The sequence below is a fragment of the Lelliottia sp. RWM.1 genome, assembly GCF_016859735.1.
Classification (GTDB): domain Bacteria; phylum Pseudomonadota; class Gammaproteobacteria; order Enterobacterales; family Enterobacteriaceae; genus Enterobacter.
In genome coordinates, this window is sequence record NZ_WLVC01000007.1 from 129,195 (window position 1) to 144,010 (window position 14,816).

The 14,816-nt window shown below is 52.8% G+C and carries 18 protein-coding genes and 1 riboswitch; of the genes, 7 read left to right on the forward strand and 11 right to left on the reverse strand.

The features are described 5' to 3' along the window. Nucleotides 1-112: 112 nt before the first annotated feature. Entirely contained in the window at nucleotides 113-361 is a 249-nt protein-coding gene (locus tag GF617_RS08565) for a PTS transporter subunit EIIB (RefSeq protein ID WP_203451500.1), read from the forward strand. 146 nt (nucleotides 362-507) lie between these two features. Here GF617_RS08565 and GF617_RS08570 read toward each other — a convergent pair whose 3' ends face one another. Then, nucleotides 508-1,773, reverse strand: a complete 1,266-nt coding sequence (locus tag GF617_RS08570; protein WP_181622981.1) for a maltoporin — start codon at nucleotides 1,771-1,773, stop codon at nucleotides 508-510. A 269-nt stretch (nucleotides 1,774-2,042) separates the two neighbouring features. Between GF617_RS08570 and GF617_RS08575 the strand changes: the two genes are divergently transcribed. Then, entirely contained in the window at nucleotides 2,043-3,119 is a 1,077-nt protein-coding gene (locus GF617_RS08575) for a LacI family DNA-binding transcriptional regulator (protein ID WP_181622982.1), read from the forward strand. Nucleotides 3,120-3,161: 42 nt separating this feature from the next. On the opposite strand, the gene GF617_RS08580 is transcribed toward GF617_RS08575, so the two are convergent. Further along, the gene (locus tag GF617_RS08580; protein ID WP_203451501.1) at nucleotides 3,162-4,163 is read right to left on the reverse strand and encodes a magnesium transporter; all 1,002 of its coding nucleotides are present in this window, start codon (nucleotides 4,161-4,163) and stop codon (nucleotides 3,162-3,164) included. Nucleotides 4,164-4,223: 60 nt separating this feature from the next. Further along, a riboswitch (M-box (ykoK) riboswitch) is annotated at nucleotides 4,224-4,393 on the reverse strand. A 158-nt stretch (nucleotides 4,394-4,551) separates the two neighbouring features. Here GF617_RS08580 and GF617_RS08585 point away from each other — a divergent pair. Beyond that, nucleotides 4,552-5,055, forward strand: coding sequence for a DedA family protein (locus GF617_RS08585; protein WP_181622984.1), 504 nt, complete (start codon nucleotides 4,552-4,554; stop codon nucleotides 5,053-5,055). Nucleotide 5,056: 1 nt separating this feature from the next. Here GF617_RS08585 and GF617_RS08590 read toward each other — a convergent pair whose 3' ends face one another. Continuing rightward, nucleotides 5,057-5,806 (reverse strand): SDR family oxidoreductase, encoded by a 750-nt coding sequence (locus GF617_RS08590; protein ID WP_203451502.1) that lies wholly within the window; start codon nucleotides 5,804-5,806, stop codon nucleotides 5,057-5,059. Between the two features lie 100 nt (nucleotides 5,807-5,906). Here GF617_RS08590 and GF617_RS08595 point away from each other — a divergent pair, with 100 nt between their 5' ends. Continuing rightward, entirely contained in the window at nucleotides 5,907-6,266 is a 360-nt protein-coding gene (locus tag GF617_RS08595) for a helix-turn-helix domain-containing protein (RefSeq protein ID WP_181622985.1), read from the forward strand. A gap of 1 nt (nucleotide 6,267) precedes the next feature. Here GF617_RS08595 and GF617_RS08600 read toward each other — a convergent pair whose 3' ends face one another. After that, entirely contained in the window at nucleotides 6,268-7,062 is a 795-nt protein-coding gene (locus tag GF617_RS08600; RefSeq protein ID WP_181622986.1) for an SDR family oxidoreductase, read from the reverse strand. A gap of 152 nt (nucleotides 7,063-7,214) precedes the next feature. Beyond that, nucleotides 7,215-7,655, reverse strand: coding sequence for a helix-turn-helix domain-containing protein (locus tag GF617_RS08605; protein ID WP_203451503.1), 441 nt, complete (start codon nucleotides 7,653-7,655; stop codon nucleotides 7,215-7,217). A 152-nt stretch (nucleotides 7,656-7,807) separates the two neighbouring features. On the opposite strand from GF617_RS08605, the gene agp reads away from it, so the two are divergent. Then, nucleotides 7,808-9,049, forward strand: coding sequence for a bifunctional glucose-1-phosphatase/inositol phosphatase (gene agp, locus GF617_RS08610; protein ID WP_203451504.1), 1,242 nt, complete (start codon nucleotides 7,808-7,810; stop codon nucleotides 9,047-9,049). Nucleotides 9,050-9,081: 32 nt separating this feature from the next. On the opposite strand, the gene GF617_RS08615 is transcribed toward agp, so the two are convergent. The 3 genes from GF617_RS08615 to GF617_RS08625 form a co-directional block, all read right to left on the reverse strand. Then, nucleotides 9,082-9,309, reverse strand: coding sequence for a YccJ family protein (locus tag GF617_RS08615; protein ID WP_181622989.1), 228 nt, complete (start codon nucleotides 9,307-9,309; stop codon nucleotides 9,082-9,084). An 18-nt stretch (nucleotides 9,310-9,327) separates the two neighbouring features. After that, nucleotides 9,328-9,924, reverse strand: a complete 597-nt coding sequence (gene wrbA / locus GF617_RS08620; RefSeq protein ID WP_181622990.1) for an NAD(P)H:quinone oxidoreductase — start codon at nucleotides 9,922-9,924, stop codon at nucleotides 9,328-9,330. 314 nt (nucleotides 9,925-10,238) lie between these two features. Next, a complete protein-coding gene (locus GF617_RS08625; protein WP_181622991.1) occupies nucleotides 10,239-10,685 on the reverse strand; it encodes a hypothetical protein in 447 nt (148 codons plus the stop codon). Between the two features lie 444 nt (nucleotides 10,686-11,129). On the opposite strand from GF617_RS08625, the gene GF617_RS08630 reads away from it, so the two are divergent. Both GF617_RS08630 and GF617_RS08635 read left to right on the forward strand, forming a co-directional pair. Next, nucleotides 11,130-11,303 (forward strand): general stress protein, encoded by a 174-nt coding sequence (locus GF617_RS08630; RefSeq protein ID WP_181622992.1) that lies wholly within the window; start codon nucleotides 11,130-11,132, stop codon nucleotides 11,301-11,303. Nucleotides 11,304-11,453: 150 nt separating this feature from the next. After that, nucleotides 11,454-12,377, forward strand: coding sequence for a DMT family transporter (locus GF617_RS08635; RefSeq protein WP_181622993.1), 924 nt, complete (start codon nucleotides 11,454-11,456; stop codon nucleotides 12,375-12,377). On the opposite strand, the gene rutG is transcribed toward GF617_RS08635, so the two are convergent. The 3 genes from rutG to GF617_RS08650 are packed head-to-tail and all read right to left on the reverse strand — an operon-like array spanning nucleotide 12,365 to nucleotide 14,809. Continuing rightward, a complete protein-coding gene (rutG, locus tag GF617_RS08640) occupies nucleotides 12,365-13,693 on the reverse strand; it encodes a pyrimidine utilization transport protein G (protein ID WP_181622994.1) in 1,329 nt (442 codons plus the stop codon). The two genes, GF617_RS08635 and rutG, sit on opposite strands and share 13 nt — an antisense overlap. A 21-nt stretch (nucleotides 13,694-13,714) precedes the next feature. Beyond that, entirely contained in the window at nucleotides 13,715-14,209 is a 495-nt protein-coding gene (gene rutF / locus GF617_RS08645) for an NADH-dependent FMN reductase RutF (protein WP_181622995.1), read from the reverse strand. A gap of 9 nt (nucleotides 14,210-14,218) precedes the next feature. After that, complete coding sequence (locus GF617_RS08650; RefSeq protein WP_181622996.1) at nucleotides 14,219-14,809, reverse strand: malonic semialdehyde reductase; 591 nt, start codon at nucleotides 14,807-14,809, stop codon at nucleotides 14,219-14,221. Nucleotides 14,810-14,816 lie beyond the last annotated feature (7 nt).

Genomic DNA, 14,816 nt, shown 5'->3' on the forward strand with positions numbered 1-14,816 from the left:
CGCCCTCTCTCCGTAGGAGAGGGCATAACGCCGCACCGCGCTGAAAAACACCCTGAAGGAGCCTGCTCATTCGAGCAGGCATTTTTTTATCTGCATAACCAGGAGGCTTATTATGGACAGTAAAATCACACAACGTTTAATTCCTGCCTTTGGCGGAGAAGAGAATATCGAACATGTTGAAGCCTGTATTACCCGCTTACGCGTGACGGTAAAAGATTTAAAACAAGTGGACTCACAGGCATTACAACTTGAGGGGGCGCTTGGCGTAATTATTATTGGGCAGCAGGTGCATGCAATATTTGGCCGACAGTCTGATGCATTACGTCAGTTGCTGGATGAACATTTTAATCAGCGGAAATAAATAAAAAAGGGATAACCATTATAATGGTTATCCCTGAATAAAGAGAATAAGAGCAGCAATGATATTGCTATCATTCGCAGGAAAAAACAGCCAATAGTTGGAGATACAATAACGATTAACGCAAACCGGTATTTACTGCTTATTCATTACCACCAGGCTTCAACCTGTACACCGAAGTTCCAGGTGTTATTTGCCGTACCATCTTCGAAGGATTTACCTTTTTCGGAATCATTCAGGTAAGACGCAAAGACACGCAGTTCCGGGCGAGACATAAAGTCGGGTCCATCAGCCAGGCCCAGCGCGAGGGTGTACTTCTCACCGCTCTGTTTGTACTTAGAGCCATCGGTATAGGTATCTTGCTGGTAGAAACCACCCACTTCGCCGATCAAACGTACATACTCGGTGAACTGATACTGCGCGCGGCCTACCAGGGAGACTAAGCGTGATTTGTCGGTATATTGCGTAGTGTCATCCGCTGAGCCCCAGGTCAACACATGGTTGAAGGAGAACTTGTCGGTAATGGGAATCAAACCGGTGTTGATCACACGATAGCCGGTCGCATCGTTCACGTCGTTCCACATGTCATACCAGCCGCCGCCCTGCGACACCATGTTCTGTGCCAGCCCTTTGTTCGCGTACTGCAACACCAGCTTGTTATAGCCGCCAAACATGTCCTGGCTGATTTCGCCGGTTACCATGACCCCATTGTCGGCCTCATATAAGCCGCCGTAGTCTTTTTGCTTGTTAGTCGGGTTTGGCATCGCGTAATCAATACCGACTTCAGTCCATGCGCCCGACCAGGGTTTCCAGCCTGCATAGCGAAGGTCGATGTAGTTAATATTGACGTCGTTATCACCGTCGACACGGTAGTCGACATCATTGGCGTCGCCACGGATCCAGGCAACAGAGACTGCGCCCGGGCCGAGGGTGTAGTTTTCGATACCTGCGCCCGCACCGGAGATGTTCCAGTATTTGGTGTCGATGATGTGCAGATCATGACGCTGGTAATAGCGTTTACCGCCCCAGATCACGGCATTTGGATCGCCCGGGATCAGCCCCTTGATTTGCAGGTTTAACTGACGCAAACCGAACTGAGCATCATCTCCGAAGGTTGTTTCACTGTCGTTTGAGCCGTCAGACACCATGCTCACCATGCTGTCGAGGTAGAAACTGACATCGTTCTTTTTGTATACCTCAGAGCCAAGCTCCAGTTCGCCATAGGTATCAGCTTCGTTACCCAGACGCCCAATTTTGTTTTTTTGCCACTCTTCCATCCCACCATCCCGTGAGACGCCCACACCAGAGCGAAGATATCCATGAAAATCAATCGGTACTGAAGACGCGGCAAACAGCGAAGGAGACGCTAACGCGGCTGCCAGCGCAACAGATACAGAGCGGATCATCGTGTTCATTGTTACCCTCTTATTGTTTTGTAATACGTTCACAAATCCGATGTCATAAAATGCCTAAACCTGTTATCTGGCAATTGCAGGATGATGAATGTGTGATTAAGTGCAAATAAAATAGACTATTTTGTTACGATTAATGAGATTCACCACAAATTGTGGCAATGTGAGCGTCATACTTTTTGATGGTGTTATGTGCGTCAGGGTACGGTGGTCAGCGTTTTTTCAGATGTCCCCTGTTACAATCAGCGCATAACTACATAAGGAACCGGACCATGAAGTCGAAAAGCGCGACATTAGAAGACGTTGCACGCCATGCGGGCGTCTCCTATCAGACCGTGTCCAGGGTACTGAATAAATCTGCCAATGTATCCGAAGCCACGCGTCTCAAGGTGGAGAAATCCATAGAGTTATTGCGGTATGTCCCCAACAGACTGGCGCAGCAACTGGTGGGGAAGCAGTCCCATACCGTTGGGCTGGTGACCATTTCGCTGGCGTTACATGCCCCTTCGCAGGTTGCCGCGGCGGTAAAACGTTACGCAAATCTGGAAGGGTATCAGGTGCTGATTTCGATGATTGATGAGAACGTCAATCATAGTATTCAGGATTCCATCAACGAACTGAAATCCCAGCTGGTCAGCAAAGTGATCATTAACGTCCCGCTGGAAGCCGAGCAGGCGCAGAAAATCGCGACAGACAACGATGATATTGTCTGTCTTTTTCTCGACGTTGATCCGTACAGTTCCGTGTTTAACGTTTCGTTTAACCCGGCAGATGGAACCCGCGCCAGCGTCAAATACCTCTATGAACTGGGGCATCGGGAGATTGCATTGCTGGCAGGACCGGAGTCATCTGTCTCTGCGCAGTTAAGGCTCAAGAGCTGGATGGAAACCCTGAAAGGCTATGGCCTGGAGCCAGCGGCGGTGATTCGTGGCAACTGGGATGCGCAAAGTGGCTATGCGGGGGCATTGCAGATGCTACGTGAAACCGCCCCCTTCTCAGCCGTTCTGGTCGCCAACGACCAGATGGCGCTGGGCGTGTTGAGTGCATTTCATCAGCAGCAAATCTCCATCCCCGGTGAGAAATCGGTGATTGGCTATGATGATACCTACGAAAGCTCATTCTTCTACCCGGCGCTGACGACAGTATCACTCGATCTCGATTTACAGGGGAAAGAGGCGGTCCGCCGCATTCTTGACAGCAGCGACGATAATACGCTGCGCATGTCATCCATTTTGCCTGCCAGACTGGTAGTGCGACAGTCCACCGGGGCAAAAGGTGAGAAGGGGACTAATGTGCAGGAGCTTGCCCAACAGCTACGCGAAATTGCGCACCAGTTGGGTAATCTGTAACGCACTGTTAGCACCTCACCGGTCAGTGAGGTGCTAACAGAGTCATTCCAGGCCCAGGGTGTACTGCGCGATTTTAAAGTAGATAATCAGCCCGATTCCGTCGATTAAGGTGGCAATAAACGGGGCAGAGACCACGGCGGGATCGATGTGACAGCGTTTCAGCACCATCGGGATAACCGATGCGACAATGGCGCTCCACAGCGTAATGCAGACCAGTGTCAGGCTGACAATTAGTGTGATCTCAAGACCAATCCCCATCATCCAGGCGCGAATGCATCCAGCCACACCCAGCGTGGCGGCAATCATTAACGAAGTGCTCATCTCCTTACGCAGCACTCGTCCCACATCCCTTAAATGCACTTCGCCGAGCGCCATTGCGCGTACCAGCGTCGAAGTAATTTGCGTCCCGCTGTTGCCGCCCGTCCCAATGAGCAGTGGAATGAAGAAGGCCAGCGCGATGGCGGATTCCAGCGCCTCTTCAAAATGCTGGATCACTGAGCTGGTATAGGCTTCCGCGACAAACAGTAACAACAGCCAGACGGAGCGCTTTTTCCACAGGCTGAATGCACTGGTCTCGAGATACGGCTTTTCCAGCGGCAGCGTTGCCCCCTGGCGCTGTGCATCTTCTGTGACATCGTCTTCCAGCAGATGCGCTATTTCGCGCTCGGTCAGGCAACCGACCAGCTTTCCGTGTGTCACCACGGGAACGACATCTGCACTGCCGTGGGCCAGTAACCCTGCGAGATCCGCGCGTTCATCTTCAGGTTTTACCTGTACGAAATGCGAAATCATTAGCGCGTTAGCCGGCTGCACCGTATTGGTTTCCTGTAATAATTTTCTGACGGCAATCATACCCGCCAGTCGGCCATTATCTTCGATGAAAATATGCGACGGAATATCATCATCTTTTAATTTTTCGAAAAATTGTTCGCGTGCTGATGCCACACATAAAGCAATATTGAGGACGATGAAATCGGTATTCATGTATTGCGCGATAGCGCTTTCATTGAAAGCCGGATTATTGTTGTGAATGGAGTAAGACATAGTGAATTCCCTTTGAATAATAAAATCTCTCAGGGGCGAGCAAGACAGGGCATGTCGAAGAAGAGATCCCCACGTCCTGGGTTCAGCACTGTACACCGTATCCCGTAAGGGAAGTTATACTGACAAAGCCTTGATTCGACAGTGCCTGTTTTACCCTGTGCCGGTTCTCTCGAACCCACCAGAGCGATAACGTGTATTTGTACAGGAGCCTCGCCATAACGAGATCGTTGTAAAACGTCGCAAATAATACGCCGGTTTTTTTCTGTTGCCGTGAAATTTAAATAATGTTTAAGAAGTGTTTAGAAGATTATTTTCGTGGAAATGTTGAGGGAGTATTTAGGATGTTTCATTTTTAATAGAAAGATGAAACAGGGATCAGGAAAAGAATATGGCGTTGTTAAACAATATGCTCAGCCATTTTGCACTTCATCCCGCGCATCTCTTTGCACTGCTTTTTGTGATGGCGCTTGGTAAGTCCACGGTGCTGATCTCATCGGTGTTACCTCCTGCTTCGGTGATGCTGCTGGCGGGGATAACCCTGAGTCAGTCTGTTTTTTCTCCCGTCGTGGCGTGGATTGCCATCATGCTTGGCGCGACGTTGGGGTCTGTGCTGAGTTACCACGCCGGGCAACGACTGGGCCACACACGTCTGGTTGCGCGTTTGACCGCCAGACATGCGGATAAGATCCTGAAGATTCAAAGCAAACTACAAAAAAACAGTGTGGTGGCGTTATTCGGTTCGCGCTTTGTCGCCGTGCTGCGTTATATCGTGCCGCTGGCCGCCGGAATGCTCAGGCTGAGTGCGGGACGCGTGTATGCCATCAGTCTGCTGTCGGCTGCCGCATGGGCGGCGCTGTATGTCGGCGCAATCACCGGCATCAGCGCCTTCTGATTTACAGACTTCCGGTTCCTCCGTCGACGAGTAATTCCGTTCCGACGGTATAACCTGACTCATCCGATGCCAGATATAATGCGGCTTTTGCCAGTTCAACGGGCGTGCCCATGCGTCCTAACGGAACCAGACTCGCGATGTCCCCTTGCAGGGCTTTTTGCGCCTCTTCGCTCAGACCCAGCTTATTGAGCGCCGGGGTTGCAACCGGGCCAGGACTCAGGCCGTTGACGCGAATACCGCGTGGCAGCAGTTCGGCTGAAAGGGTGCGAGCCAGCGAGAGCAGGCCAGCCTTACTTGCCGCATAAACACTGCTGGTGGGCAGGCCGATACGTGCGCTGACGGACCCGCACAGAATGACTGACGAAGGGTTATTCAGCAGCGGCAACAACGCCTGAATCAGAAAGAAGGGGCCTTTAAGGTTGATGCACATCAGGCGATCCCAGGCCTCTTCCTGCCACTCTTCCAGCAAGCCGTGTGTGACGTCTCCCGCGTTGATAAACACGGCATCGAGGCGTGGCCAGCGTGAGGCGAGTGTCTCTGCCAGTGCTTTTTGCGCGGCAGTATCGCCCGCATCAGCGGAAATCACCCAGGCGTGCTCGCCAAGGAGCCGTTGAGCCTCGGCCAGAGTTTCCGGGTTACGCCCCGTAACCGCGACCTGCGCCCCTTCGGCGATAAACTCCTGTGCGGTTGCCAGACCAATGCCGCTGGTTCCCCCGGTAATCAACGTGTATTTACCCGCTAAACGACCCATGTGCTTCTCCTGAAAAGTCAGTGGAGAAAGCACTATAGAAACGTTAGTATCGAAAGGAAACCAGGTACCAACTGGATACTAAAGAGGCAAGAGGTGTGCTATGGCGGAAAGACGCGATGTGTCCTGTGAAAAAAATTCTGCGGTGCATGCCTGCCCAATGACGCGGTTCGTGAATCTGATTTCGGGCAAGTGGGCGATCCCTGTGCTTTATCGCCTGATCGTCCTTAATACGCCGGTGCGTTTTGGCGATCTGCTGCGTGCCGCCGCGCCCATTACGCAAAAAGAGCTGACGAAGCAATTACGCCTGTTTGAACAGCGCGGGCTGGTTTCACGTACGGTTTATCCGGAGATCCCTCCGCGGGTTGAGTATCAGATAACAGAACTGGGGCTGACGCTTCAGGGAGCGCTTTCCCCGCTGGCCGCCTGGATGAATGATTACGGCGACCAGCTGGAGTCTTAAATTACTTCCTGAAATAGCGTGGGGCAGGTTCGCCGGTGCGTGCGCTGGCAAACAGGTTCAGACGCGCCTCTTCAAAACGCGCCCAGAGCTGTATGTCGTGCATTGGTGGGATAGTGATCAACTCTCCCTGATCCAACCCGGCCAGCGCTGCATCGACCAGATTATCGGTTGTCATCACCGACCCCTCCGGTAAATCATTAACTGATACCCCGGACAGATCCCAGATTTCCGTTGCGGTAGCGGCAGGTAATACTGCCTGGATGCGGACATGACGGTCGGCAAACTCTTCCTGCAAGCCGCGGGTGAAATTGAACACCCAGGCTTTGGTGGCGCTATAGAGTGCGCTACCCGCGCGGGCGTGGAGAGAAAGTACAGAAGCGATGTTGATCACTGTGCCGCTGTCGTTTTGTGCCAGACGCGGCAGGATGGCGTAGGTGAGGCGCATCAGTGCCGTCGTATTCAGGGTGTTGATGGCCTGATGTTGGGCAATATCCCCGGCTAAAAAGGGGGCCATCTGCGCTGTGCCTGCATTGTTAACCAGAGTGTCGATGCGGGTGTCGCTACGCAGTTTTTCTTCAACGACGCGAATACCGTTTTCATCGCTCAGATCGGCAGTCAGGGTCTGGATCTCCACCCCATACTGGCCTGAAAGTTGTTCAGCCAGCGCTTTCAGGCGGGCTTCGCGTCGGGCGACCAGAACCAGATTGTAGCCGCGCGCCGCGAGACGATCGGCGTACACTGCGCCAATACCGGATGATGCCCCTGTGATCAGCGCTGCAGAATGTTGCGTAGTCATTGTGTTGTACCTCAAAGCAAAGTGAGTTAATTGGTTTCAATATGAAACTGAATTTACTGTGAGATATTTGGTTTTATAATGCAACCATTTTGGGGGCTATTTTTTGTTTCTGAATTCAGGGTAGAAAGGAAATTCAGGCTAACAATATGAAATTACGGGGTTTTAAGCTCAACGTCCTGAGGCGATAATTCCCGGCCATCGCCTGCAATGAGAGACAGTTTGCGCAGGGGTTGCTGGTTTTTCACGTCGACCAACACGCTGCCACATTCGTCATCAGCGAACAGATATTCATTGCCCCATTGCGACAAAGCAACCAGGACCATCTGTAGCGCTTGTCCCTTTTCGGTGAGCACATACTCCTGCCATGCACTGCCGTCGGAAGCGGGCTGGAGGATGAGGATACCTTCGTCAACCAACAGTTTCAGGCGCGAGGTCAGCATGTTTTTTGCGATACCGAGGCTTTTTTGAAACTCACCGAAGCGTTTAATGCCGCGCAGGGCATCGCGAACGATCAGCAACGACCACCAGTCGCCAATAATATCCAGCGAACGGGCAATCGGGCAGGTGCTCTCTTCAAGGCGGGTGCGTTTCACGGGCGATTCTCCAGGACGGTATGGTTTTATTATAAAACTAATTATGCTGACGGGTAAGCCCGTTATTCATCAGTTTGAGAAATGCTTCCCGGAAAATTGTCATCAATCTGTCACACTTAACGCGATGTTAACAACCAGGTGAGGAATGAGGGATGAGAAAAGCACTACTCGCTGTTGCAGTGGCAGGCTCCATGTCCATGACGTTCGGCGTACAGGCGCAGGACGTACCTGAGGGGTATCAGTTAGAACAAGTTTTAATCATGAGTCGCCATAACTTGCGTGCGCCGCTCGCCAATAATGGCAGCGTGCTGGAACAAGCCACGCCGAACAAATGGCCAGAATGGGACGTGCCGGGCGGTCAGCTCACCACCAAAGGCGGCGTGCTTGAAGTCTATATGGGGCACTACATGCGTGAGTGGCTGGCAGACAAAGGGATGGTCACCACGGGAGAGTGTCCGCCGGCAAATACGGTTTATGCCTATGCCAACAGTTTGCAACGCACCGTGGCGACCGCGCAATTCTTCATTACGGGTGCATTCCCTGGCTGTGATGTGCCTGTCCATCATCAGGAAAAAATGGGCACGATGGACCCAACCTTTAACCCGGTCATTACGGATAACTCCCCTGAATTCCGTGAAAAAGCGCTGAAGGCGATGGAGACTGAACGGCAGAAAATGCAGCTTGATGAAAGCTATAAGCTGCTGGAGCAGATGACAAACTATGCGGAGTCGCCATCCTGCAAAGAGAAAAAGGTCTGTTCACTGACCGAGGCGAAAGATACTTTCAGCGCGGAGTATGAAAAAGAGCCGGGCGTTTCCGGGCCGCTGAAAGTGGGTAACTCGCTGGTGGATGCCTTTACGCTGCAATATTACGAAGGCTTCCCGGCCGACCAGGTCGCCTGGGGGGAAATCAAAACCGATCAGCAGTGGCGCGTTTTGTCGAAGCTGAAAAATGGTTATCAGGATTCGCTCTTCACCTCTACCGATGTTGCACAGAACGTCGCCAAACCGCTGGTGAAATATATCGATAAGGCGCTGGTGACGGATCAGGCGAAAGCGCCAAAGATTACGCTCCTGGTGGGACACGACTCTAATATCGCCTCGTTGCTGGCGGCCCTGGACTTTAAGCCGTATCAACTGCACGACCAGCAGGAACGTACACCGATCGGCGGTAAAATTGTCTTCCAGCGTTGGCACGATAAAAATGCCAATCGTGAGCTGATGAAAATTGAGTATGTGTATCAGAGTTCTGAGCAACTGCGGGAGGCGAGTGTCCTGTCGCTGACCTCACCGGCACAGCATGTGACGCTGGAGCTGGCAGGTTGCCCGGTCGATGCGAACGGCTTCTGCCCGGTCGATAAATTCAATGCGGTCATGAATAACGCGGCGAAATAGGGGATAACCCCCCGCCGTAGCGGGGGGAACGTTCAGACGTTTTTACGTTCGATGGTTTGCTCGCCCCAGAAGAGCGAGTCTTTGTCCGTTTTATCGAAGGCGCGTACCAGTACCTCATCGCTGCCTTCTTCCCAAATTTGCTCAGCCACTTTTTCATCATATTTCGCGACTTCAAAGATGGCCTCGGCAATTTCCGGAGAGGTGTTGCGTAAACTTGCCCATTCGCCGACACGATGAGCTTTAGATTCTTGAGTTGGCATGCTGGTCCTCCTGTTGGGTTAGCCGTTCAGTTTTTTGGCAAGACCCGCGACATGTTCGCCTTGATAGCGGGCGATAGACAGCTCTTCATTGCTCGGCTGGCGTGAGCCATCACCACCGGCAATGGTGGTTGCGCCATACGGTGTCCCGCCGCGAACCTGAGACACGTCAAACAACTCCTGTGCGCCATAACCGATTGGCACAATCACCATTCCGTGGTGGGCAAGCGTGGTCCAGGTCGACGTGATAGTCTGTTCCTGACCGCCGCCCGTACCGGTGGAACTGAATACGCTGGCGAGCTTGCCGTATAATGCGCCGGATGCCCAAAGCCCTCCGGTCTGATCGAGAAATGTGCGCATCTGGCCTGACATATTGCCAAAACGGGTAGGGGTTCCGAAGATGATGGCATCGTAATCAGCCAGTTCCTGTGGGGTAGCGACCGGGGCATTTTGTGTTTTCCCCCCGGCTTTGGCGAAGGCTTCCGCCTGCATGGTTTCCGGTACGCGCTTCACCACAACCTCAACGCCATCTACTCTGTTTGCACCTTCTGCTACTGCGTGAGCCATGGTTTCAATGTGTCCATACATGGAATAATAGAGCACCAGAACTTTTGCCATTTTGCATCACTCCTCGTTTGTTTTTTCTGACAGCGAATCGCTGCGTTCATTTAAAGATAAGTCGTGATGGCCAGAGTGCAACTTTTAGCGCCATTTCTTTGATTTATAACAACATATTAACTAAGTTATTCTGTAGTAACGTGAAACACTTTTGTGCCGTTCAATTTTCGTAATGATAAGAGGGGTTTAATGGCATCAGTGACACAGAGAAGACTGAAAAGCAGATATGATGTTGCAGGATATGACTATTGCGGGACGGACAGACTCTGATCGGATAGCAGTGAAACCGGGTAATTTCACTGCTAAATCATGGATTATTTGTCCAGCGCTAACATTGCGGCACACCCACCGTTAACCCATGCCATTGAGTAAAAGAATTGCCCATTCACACTGTCGGGCGTGAAGTTTGACTCTGATTTTAAGTGCTGCAGTTTTCGCGTGTAGTCAGCCAGGACGGCATAAACAAAATGATCGGCATCATCGGATATTTTTGCCGACGCTTCGAGATTGCCCCCGATTTTTCCCCACTCCTCTTTTGAAATGGCATTGGCTTTATATTGAGTAAAGTATCTGGACAGACGCGGTTTCGCCAGCTTGAGCAACTGATCCCCCGCAGCACCGTTGTAGCCCGTTTCATCAAGACGAGAAATCGCCGCACACTGCGCCTCTTGCCAGCCTATTGTCGCGTTATCCGCGATCTCGCCCGCAATGGCTGTTGATGACGCGAGAGCCGTTATGGCTAATGCAAAAAGCTTGTTCATCTTAAATCCTTATAAAAATAGGCATTACGAAATGTGGTACAGGTTCTACGTGAAAGGGTTAGCAGAGGTGAGCGGCTCATCATAGCGTTGAGACAAAAGGGTAACAACGCTATTTCTGAGACCACAGAGCATCGATTTATTGTTATTTAATTGATTTATAATCATAAATCTTACACTTTCTTTTGTAGCAATATGAAACATATTTACGACACTCAATTTTTAGATTGATAAGAAAGGGTTATTGATGGTTCACACAACGTCCCGCGCAAGAGGCTGAGATCCTGTTGCAGGATATTACGGTTTGCTGGTTATACCGCCCTCATCCGCTAAGCTTAGATCCACGCGACGCGGAGATAAGACGCTTTTTTCACGTCGTCAGGTGAAAGAATCCTCTTTTACTGAATGCAGTATGATGTCTAATGTTTCACACCCTGGAGGTTGAAGATGGCAAACCATCGTGGTGGCTCAGGTAATTTTGCTGAAGATCGTGACAGAGCATCAGAAGCAGGTCGTAAAGGTGGCCAACACAGCGGAGGGAACTTTAAGAATGACCCTCAGCGTGCATCAGAAGCCGGTAAAAAAGGGGGAAAAAATAGCCACGGGAACCGTAACAGTTAATTCGCCCGTATCCTTTTCCAGATAGCGACCGATGACGGTCGCGGCATTCCCCGGCCGCCGGAACATCCGGCGGTTTTTTTATTTCTGCAACATTGAACTGTAACCAAAGGCATCGCACACTACGGAATTGATCCTTATTGCTGGTGCACCATGTCGTCTTCTCGTTTCAGATTCTCCGTTAAACCTCAGGAAGCCATCCTCATTCTGATCACCATGTTCTGGGGCGGAACGTTTCTTGCCGTCCAGTATGCGGTCACGCTGAGCGATCCCTTCTTCTTTGTTGGACTGCGTTTTGCGACGGCGGCGATTGCCGTGGCCTTGATCTCGCTAAAAACATTGCGCGGGTTGACGCTCAAAGAGCTGAAAGCCGGTGTGGCGATTGGTGTGTCCATTGCGATGGGGTACAGCCTGCAAACCTGGGGCTTACAGTCCATCTCCAGCAGTAAATCGGCCTTCATCACCGCCATGTATGTTCCGCTGGTTCCACTATTACAGTGGCTGTGTCTGGGACGAATGCCGGGTCTGATGTCCTGTATCGGTATTGTGCTGGCGTTTATCGGCCTGATCCTGCTGGCCGGTCCTGGCGATAATTTGCTGGCGTTGGGGCCAGGCGAAATGATCACTCTGGTTGGCGCGGTGGCGATTGCGGCTGAAATTATCCTGATCAGTGCCTGGGCGGGAAAAGTGGACGTTAAGCGAGTGACCGTGGTGCAACTGGCTACCGCATCGCTGGTGGCTTTTATGGCGATGGTTCCAGCGGGAGAATCTGTTCCGCCGATGTCGCCAGGGCTTATCATTGTCGCCCTGGGGCTGGGCATTTTTAGCGCCATTATTCAGGTCACGATGAACTGGGCGCAGCGCAGCGTTTCGCCCACGCGTGCAACGGTTATCTATACGGGTGAGCCTGTCTGGGCGGGGATTTTTGGGCGTATCGCCGGAGAACGTCTGCCGCTTCTGGCTCTGCTGGGAGCCGCGTTTATTGTAGCAGGGGTGCTGGTCAGCGAGTTAAAGCTCAAACGGAAGAAAAAAGCGCTGCCGGAAAATGACAGCGCTGTGGTCAATCACGAATCCTGACGCACCACGTCGCCCTGCGGCGTCACCGCCATTCGGCGGCTCAGCAGGGCGTTAAGCAGGATTGCTCCAAACGTAGCCGTTCCGATCCCGCCCAGCGTGAATCCCCCCAGCGAAAGGGCAAAGTCACCCGCACCCAGCACCAGCGTAACCGCGACCATAATCAGGTTGCCGTTCTGGCTGAGATCGACATTGTGCTGGACCCAGATACGTGCGCCCGCCACCGCAATCAACCCAAATACCACAATCGATGCGCCGCCAATGACCGGGCCGGGAATGGTGTGGATCAGTGCGCCAAACTTAGGCGAAAAGCCGAGCAAGATGGCAATGGCGGCGGCCGCGACAAACACCAGCGTGGAATAGACTTTGGTGACAGCCATGACGCCAATATTTTCCGCATAAGTCGTGACCCCGCTGCCGCCGACAGAGCCGGAGAGCATTGTTGCCAGCCCATCGCCCACAAACGCACGCCCCATGTACGGGTCCATATTGCGCCCGGTCATGCCAGCGACGGCTTTCAGGTGGCCTAGGTTTTCTGCAACCAGGATCACGGCGACGGGGGCGATCAGCATCATCGCCTGGCCGCTAAACGTCGGGGAGGTGACCTGCGGTAAGCCGAACCAGGCAGCCTGGTGGATCAGGCTAAAATCGACCGGTTTGCCGAATCCAAACACGTTTGCCAGCAGGGTGTACACCAGACAGGCCACAATCAGCCCGACCAGAATCAGCAAACGCTGGATCATTCCACGGGTAAATACCGCTACCAGGCCAATGCAGAGAACCGTGATCACCGCCATCCAGCTTTCAAATGGCGAGCCGGACACACCTTTAACGGCGATAGGGGCGAGGTTCAGGCCAATCGCCATAACCACCGCGCCTGTTACCACCGGAGGCATCAGCCGTTCGATCCAGTGAGTACCAATCTTCATTACCACCAGGCCAATCAGGGTATAGACCAGACCACAGGCGATAATGCCGCCGAGTGCGACGCTCAGATTGGGGTTAATCCCCTGACCGTTAAACCCGGTGGCGGCAATAACAACCCCGATAAAGGCGGCGCTTGACCCCAGATAGCTCGGCACTCGCCCACCTGTGACCACAAAGAACAGCAACGTACCGATACCCGACATCAAAATGGATAAGTTGGGATCAAGCCCCATCAGCATGGGCATTAGTACGGTTGCGCCAAACATCGCGACGGCGTGCTGAACGCCCATCACCACAGTTTGGGCTAACGGGAGTCTCTCATCCGGCGCGACCACGCCGTGTTCCGTAGAGGTCGATTTCAACTGCCAGTGGGGAAAACCGAACATTGCCATAAGCTGTCTCCTTAAGGAGGGTTAACAGGCGGGTCGCAAGAGTGCGTGATAGCCGCGGTCAAACCACACCAGTCCCTGCGGCACGGGATGGCGAACGATCGATACGATGTCGCAAAACAGGATATCGTGAGTGCCAACGCTGACGACCTGGTTGATACGGCAGTCAAACGACGCCAGTGCATTTTCCAGACGCGGACAGCCCGTTTCTCCCGTCTGCCAGCGGGCAGCGGAGAAACGTTCTTCCATTGGCGTTTTGCCGCCAAACAGATTCGACAGTGGCTCTTGTCCGGCGCTGAGCGTATTGACGCACAGTGTGCGGTTTTCGCTGAAGGTGGGCCAGACTGACGCGCCACGGTTCAGACATACCAGCAGGGTTGGTGGTGAATCGGTCACGCTGCATACCGCGCTGGCGGTAAAGCCCGCTAAACCGGCAGGCCCGTCGGTGGTAATGATGTTGACGGCCGCCCCCAGGCAGGCCATCGCATCGCGAAAGGTTTGTTTATCGGGAGTATTCATTTTCGCTCCTTACGCCAGGCCACAGGCGTCGTCAAAACTCAGCCGGGGCAGACGCCCGTATAGTTTGCGGACATCGCCATAGCCGATGTTGATCAGCAGATTACTTTTCAGTGTCGTACCCGTGAAAAAGGCGTCATCGACTTTTTGTCGGTCAAATCCAGACATCGGCCCGGTGTCGAGCCCCAGGGCGCGGCAGGCAAAGATCAGATACCCAGCCTGCATAGCGCTGTTGCGAAAGGCGGTCTCCTCCGCAAGCGCCGGGCTTGAGGTAAACCAGCTTTTTGCGTCTCCGTGTGGAAACAACTCGGGCAGACGCTCATAAAATTCGCTGTCCCAGGCGACAATCGCCGTCACCGGGGCGCTGAGGGTTTTCTCCAGGTTCCCGCTGGAAAGCGCCGGACGCAGTTTCGCTTTTCCTTCCACACTTCGGACAAACACGATGCGCGCAGGTGAGCAGTTGGCGGAGGTCGGCCCCCATTTCATCAGGCCGTAGATCTCCCGTAGTGTCTCATCGCTGACCGGAATATCCTGCCAGCCGTTATGCGTACGAGCACCGGTGAACAGGGTTTCCAGTGCGGAAGGATTAATGGCTTCGCTCATCGCAGCT

What these genes read in the sequence shown, in the direction of transcription:
- GF617_RS08635 (WP_181622993.1), top strand. Translation starts at nt 11,454, where the DNA reads ATGTCGTCTTCTCGTTTCAGATTCTCCGTTAAACCTCAGGAAGCCATC.
- wrbA (WP_181622990.1), bottom strand. Translation starts at nt 9,924, where the DNA reads ATGGCAAAAGTTCTGGTGCTCTATTATTCCATGTATGGACACATTGAA.
- GF617_RS08650 (WP_181622996.1), bottom strand. Translation starts at nt 14,809, where the DNA reads ATGAGCGAAGCCATTAATCCTTCCGCACTGGAAACCCTGTTCACCGGT.
- GF617_RS08580 (WP_203451501.1), bottom strand. Translation starts at nt 4,163, where the DNA reads ATGTCTTACTCCATTCACAACAATAATCCGGCTTTCAATGAAAGCGCT.
- GF617_RS08595 (WP_181622985.1), top strand. Translation starts at nt 5,907, where the DNA reads ATGGCGGAAAGACGCGATGTGTCCTGTGAAAAAAATTCTGCGGTGCAT.
- rutG (WP_181622994.1), bottom strand. Translation starts at nt 13,693, where the DNA reads ATGGCAATGTTCGGTTTTCCCCACTGGCAGTTGAAATCGACCTCTACG.
- GF617_RS08630 (WP_181622992.1), top strand. Translation starts at nt 11,130, where the DNA reads ATGGCAAACCATCGTGGTGGCTCAGGTAATTTTGCTGAAGATCGTGAC.
- rutF (WP_181622995.1), bottom strand. Translation starts at nt 14,209, where the DNA reads ATGAATACTCCCGATAAACAAACCTTTCGCGATGCGATGGCCTGCCTG.
- GF617_RS08625 (WP_181622991.1), bottom strand. Translation starts at nt 10,685, where the DNA reads ATGAACAAGCTTTTTGCATTAGCCATAACGGCTCTCGCGTCATCAACA.
- GF617_RS08600 (WP_181622986.1), bottom strand. Translation starts at nt 7,062, where the DNA reads ATGACTACGCAACATTCTGCAGCGCTGATCACAGGGGCATCATCCGGT.
- GF617_RS08615 (WP_181622989.1), bottom strand. Translation starts at nt 9,309, where the DNA reads ATGCCAACTCAAGAATCTAAAGCTCATCGTGTCGGCGAATGGGCAAGT.
- GF617_RS08570 (WP_181622981.1), bottom strand. Translation starts at nt 1,773, where the DNA reads ATGAACACGATGATCCGCTCTGTATCTGTTGCGCTGGCAGCCGCGTTA.
- GF617_RS08585 (WP_181622984.1), top strand. Translation starts at nt 4,552, where the DNA reads ATGGCGTTGTTAAACAATATGCTCAGCCATTTTGCACTTCATCCCGCG.
- GF617_RS08575 (WP_181622982.1), top strand. Translation starts at nt 2,043, where the DNA reads ATGAAGTCGAAAAGCGCGACATTAGAAGACGTTGCACGCCATGCGGGC.
- agp (WP_203451504.1), top strand. Translation starts at nt 7,808, where the DNA reads ATGAGAAAAGCACTACTCGCTGTTGCAGTGGCAGGCTCCATGTCCATG.
- GF617_RS08565 (WP_203451500.1), top strand. Translation starts at nt 113, where the DNA reads ATGGACAGTAAAATCACACAACGTTTAATTCCTGCCTTTGGCGGAGAA.
- GF617_RS08590 (WP_203451502.1), bottom strand. Translation starts at nt 5,806, where the DNA reads ATGGGTCGTTTAGCGGGTAAATACACGTTGATTACCGGGGGAACCAGC.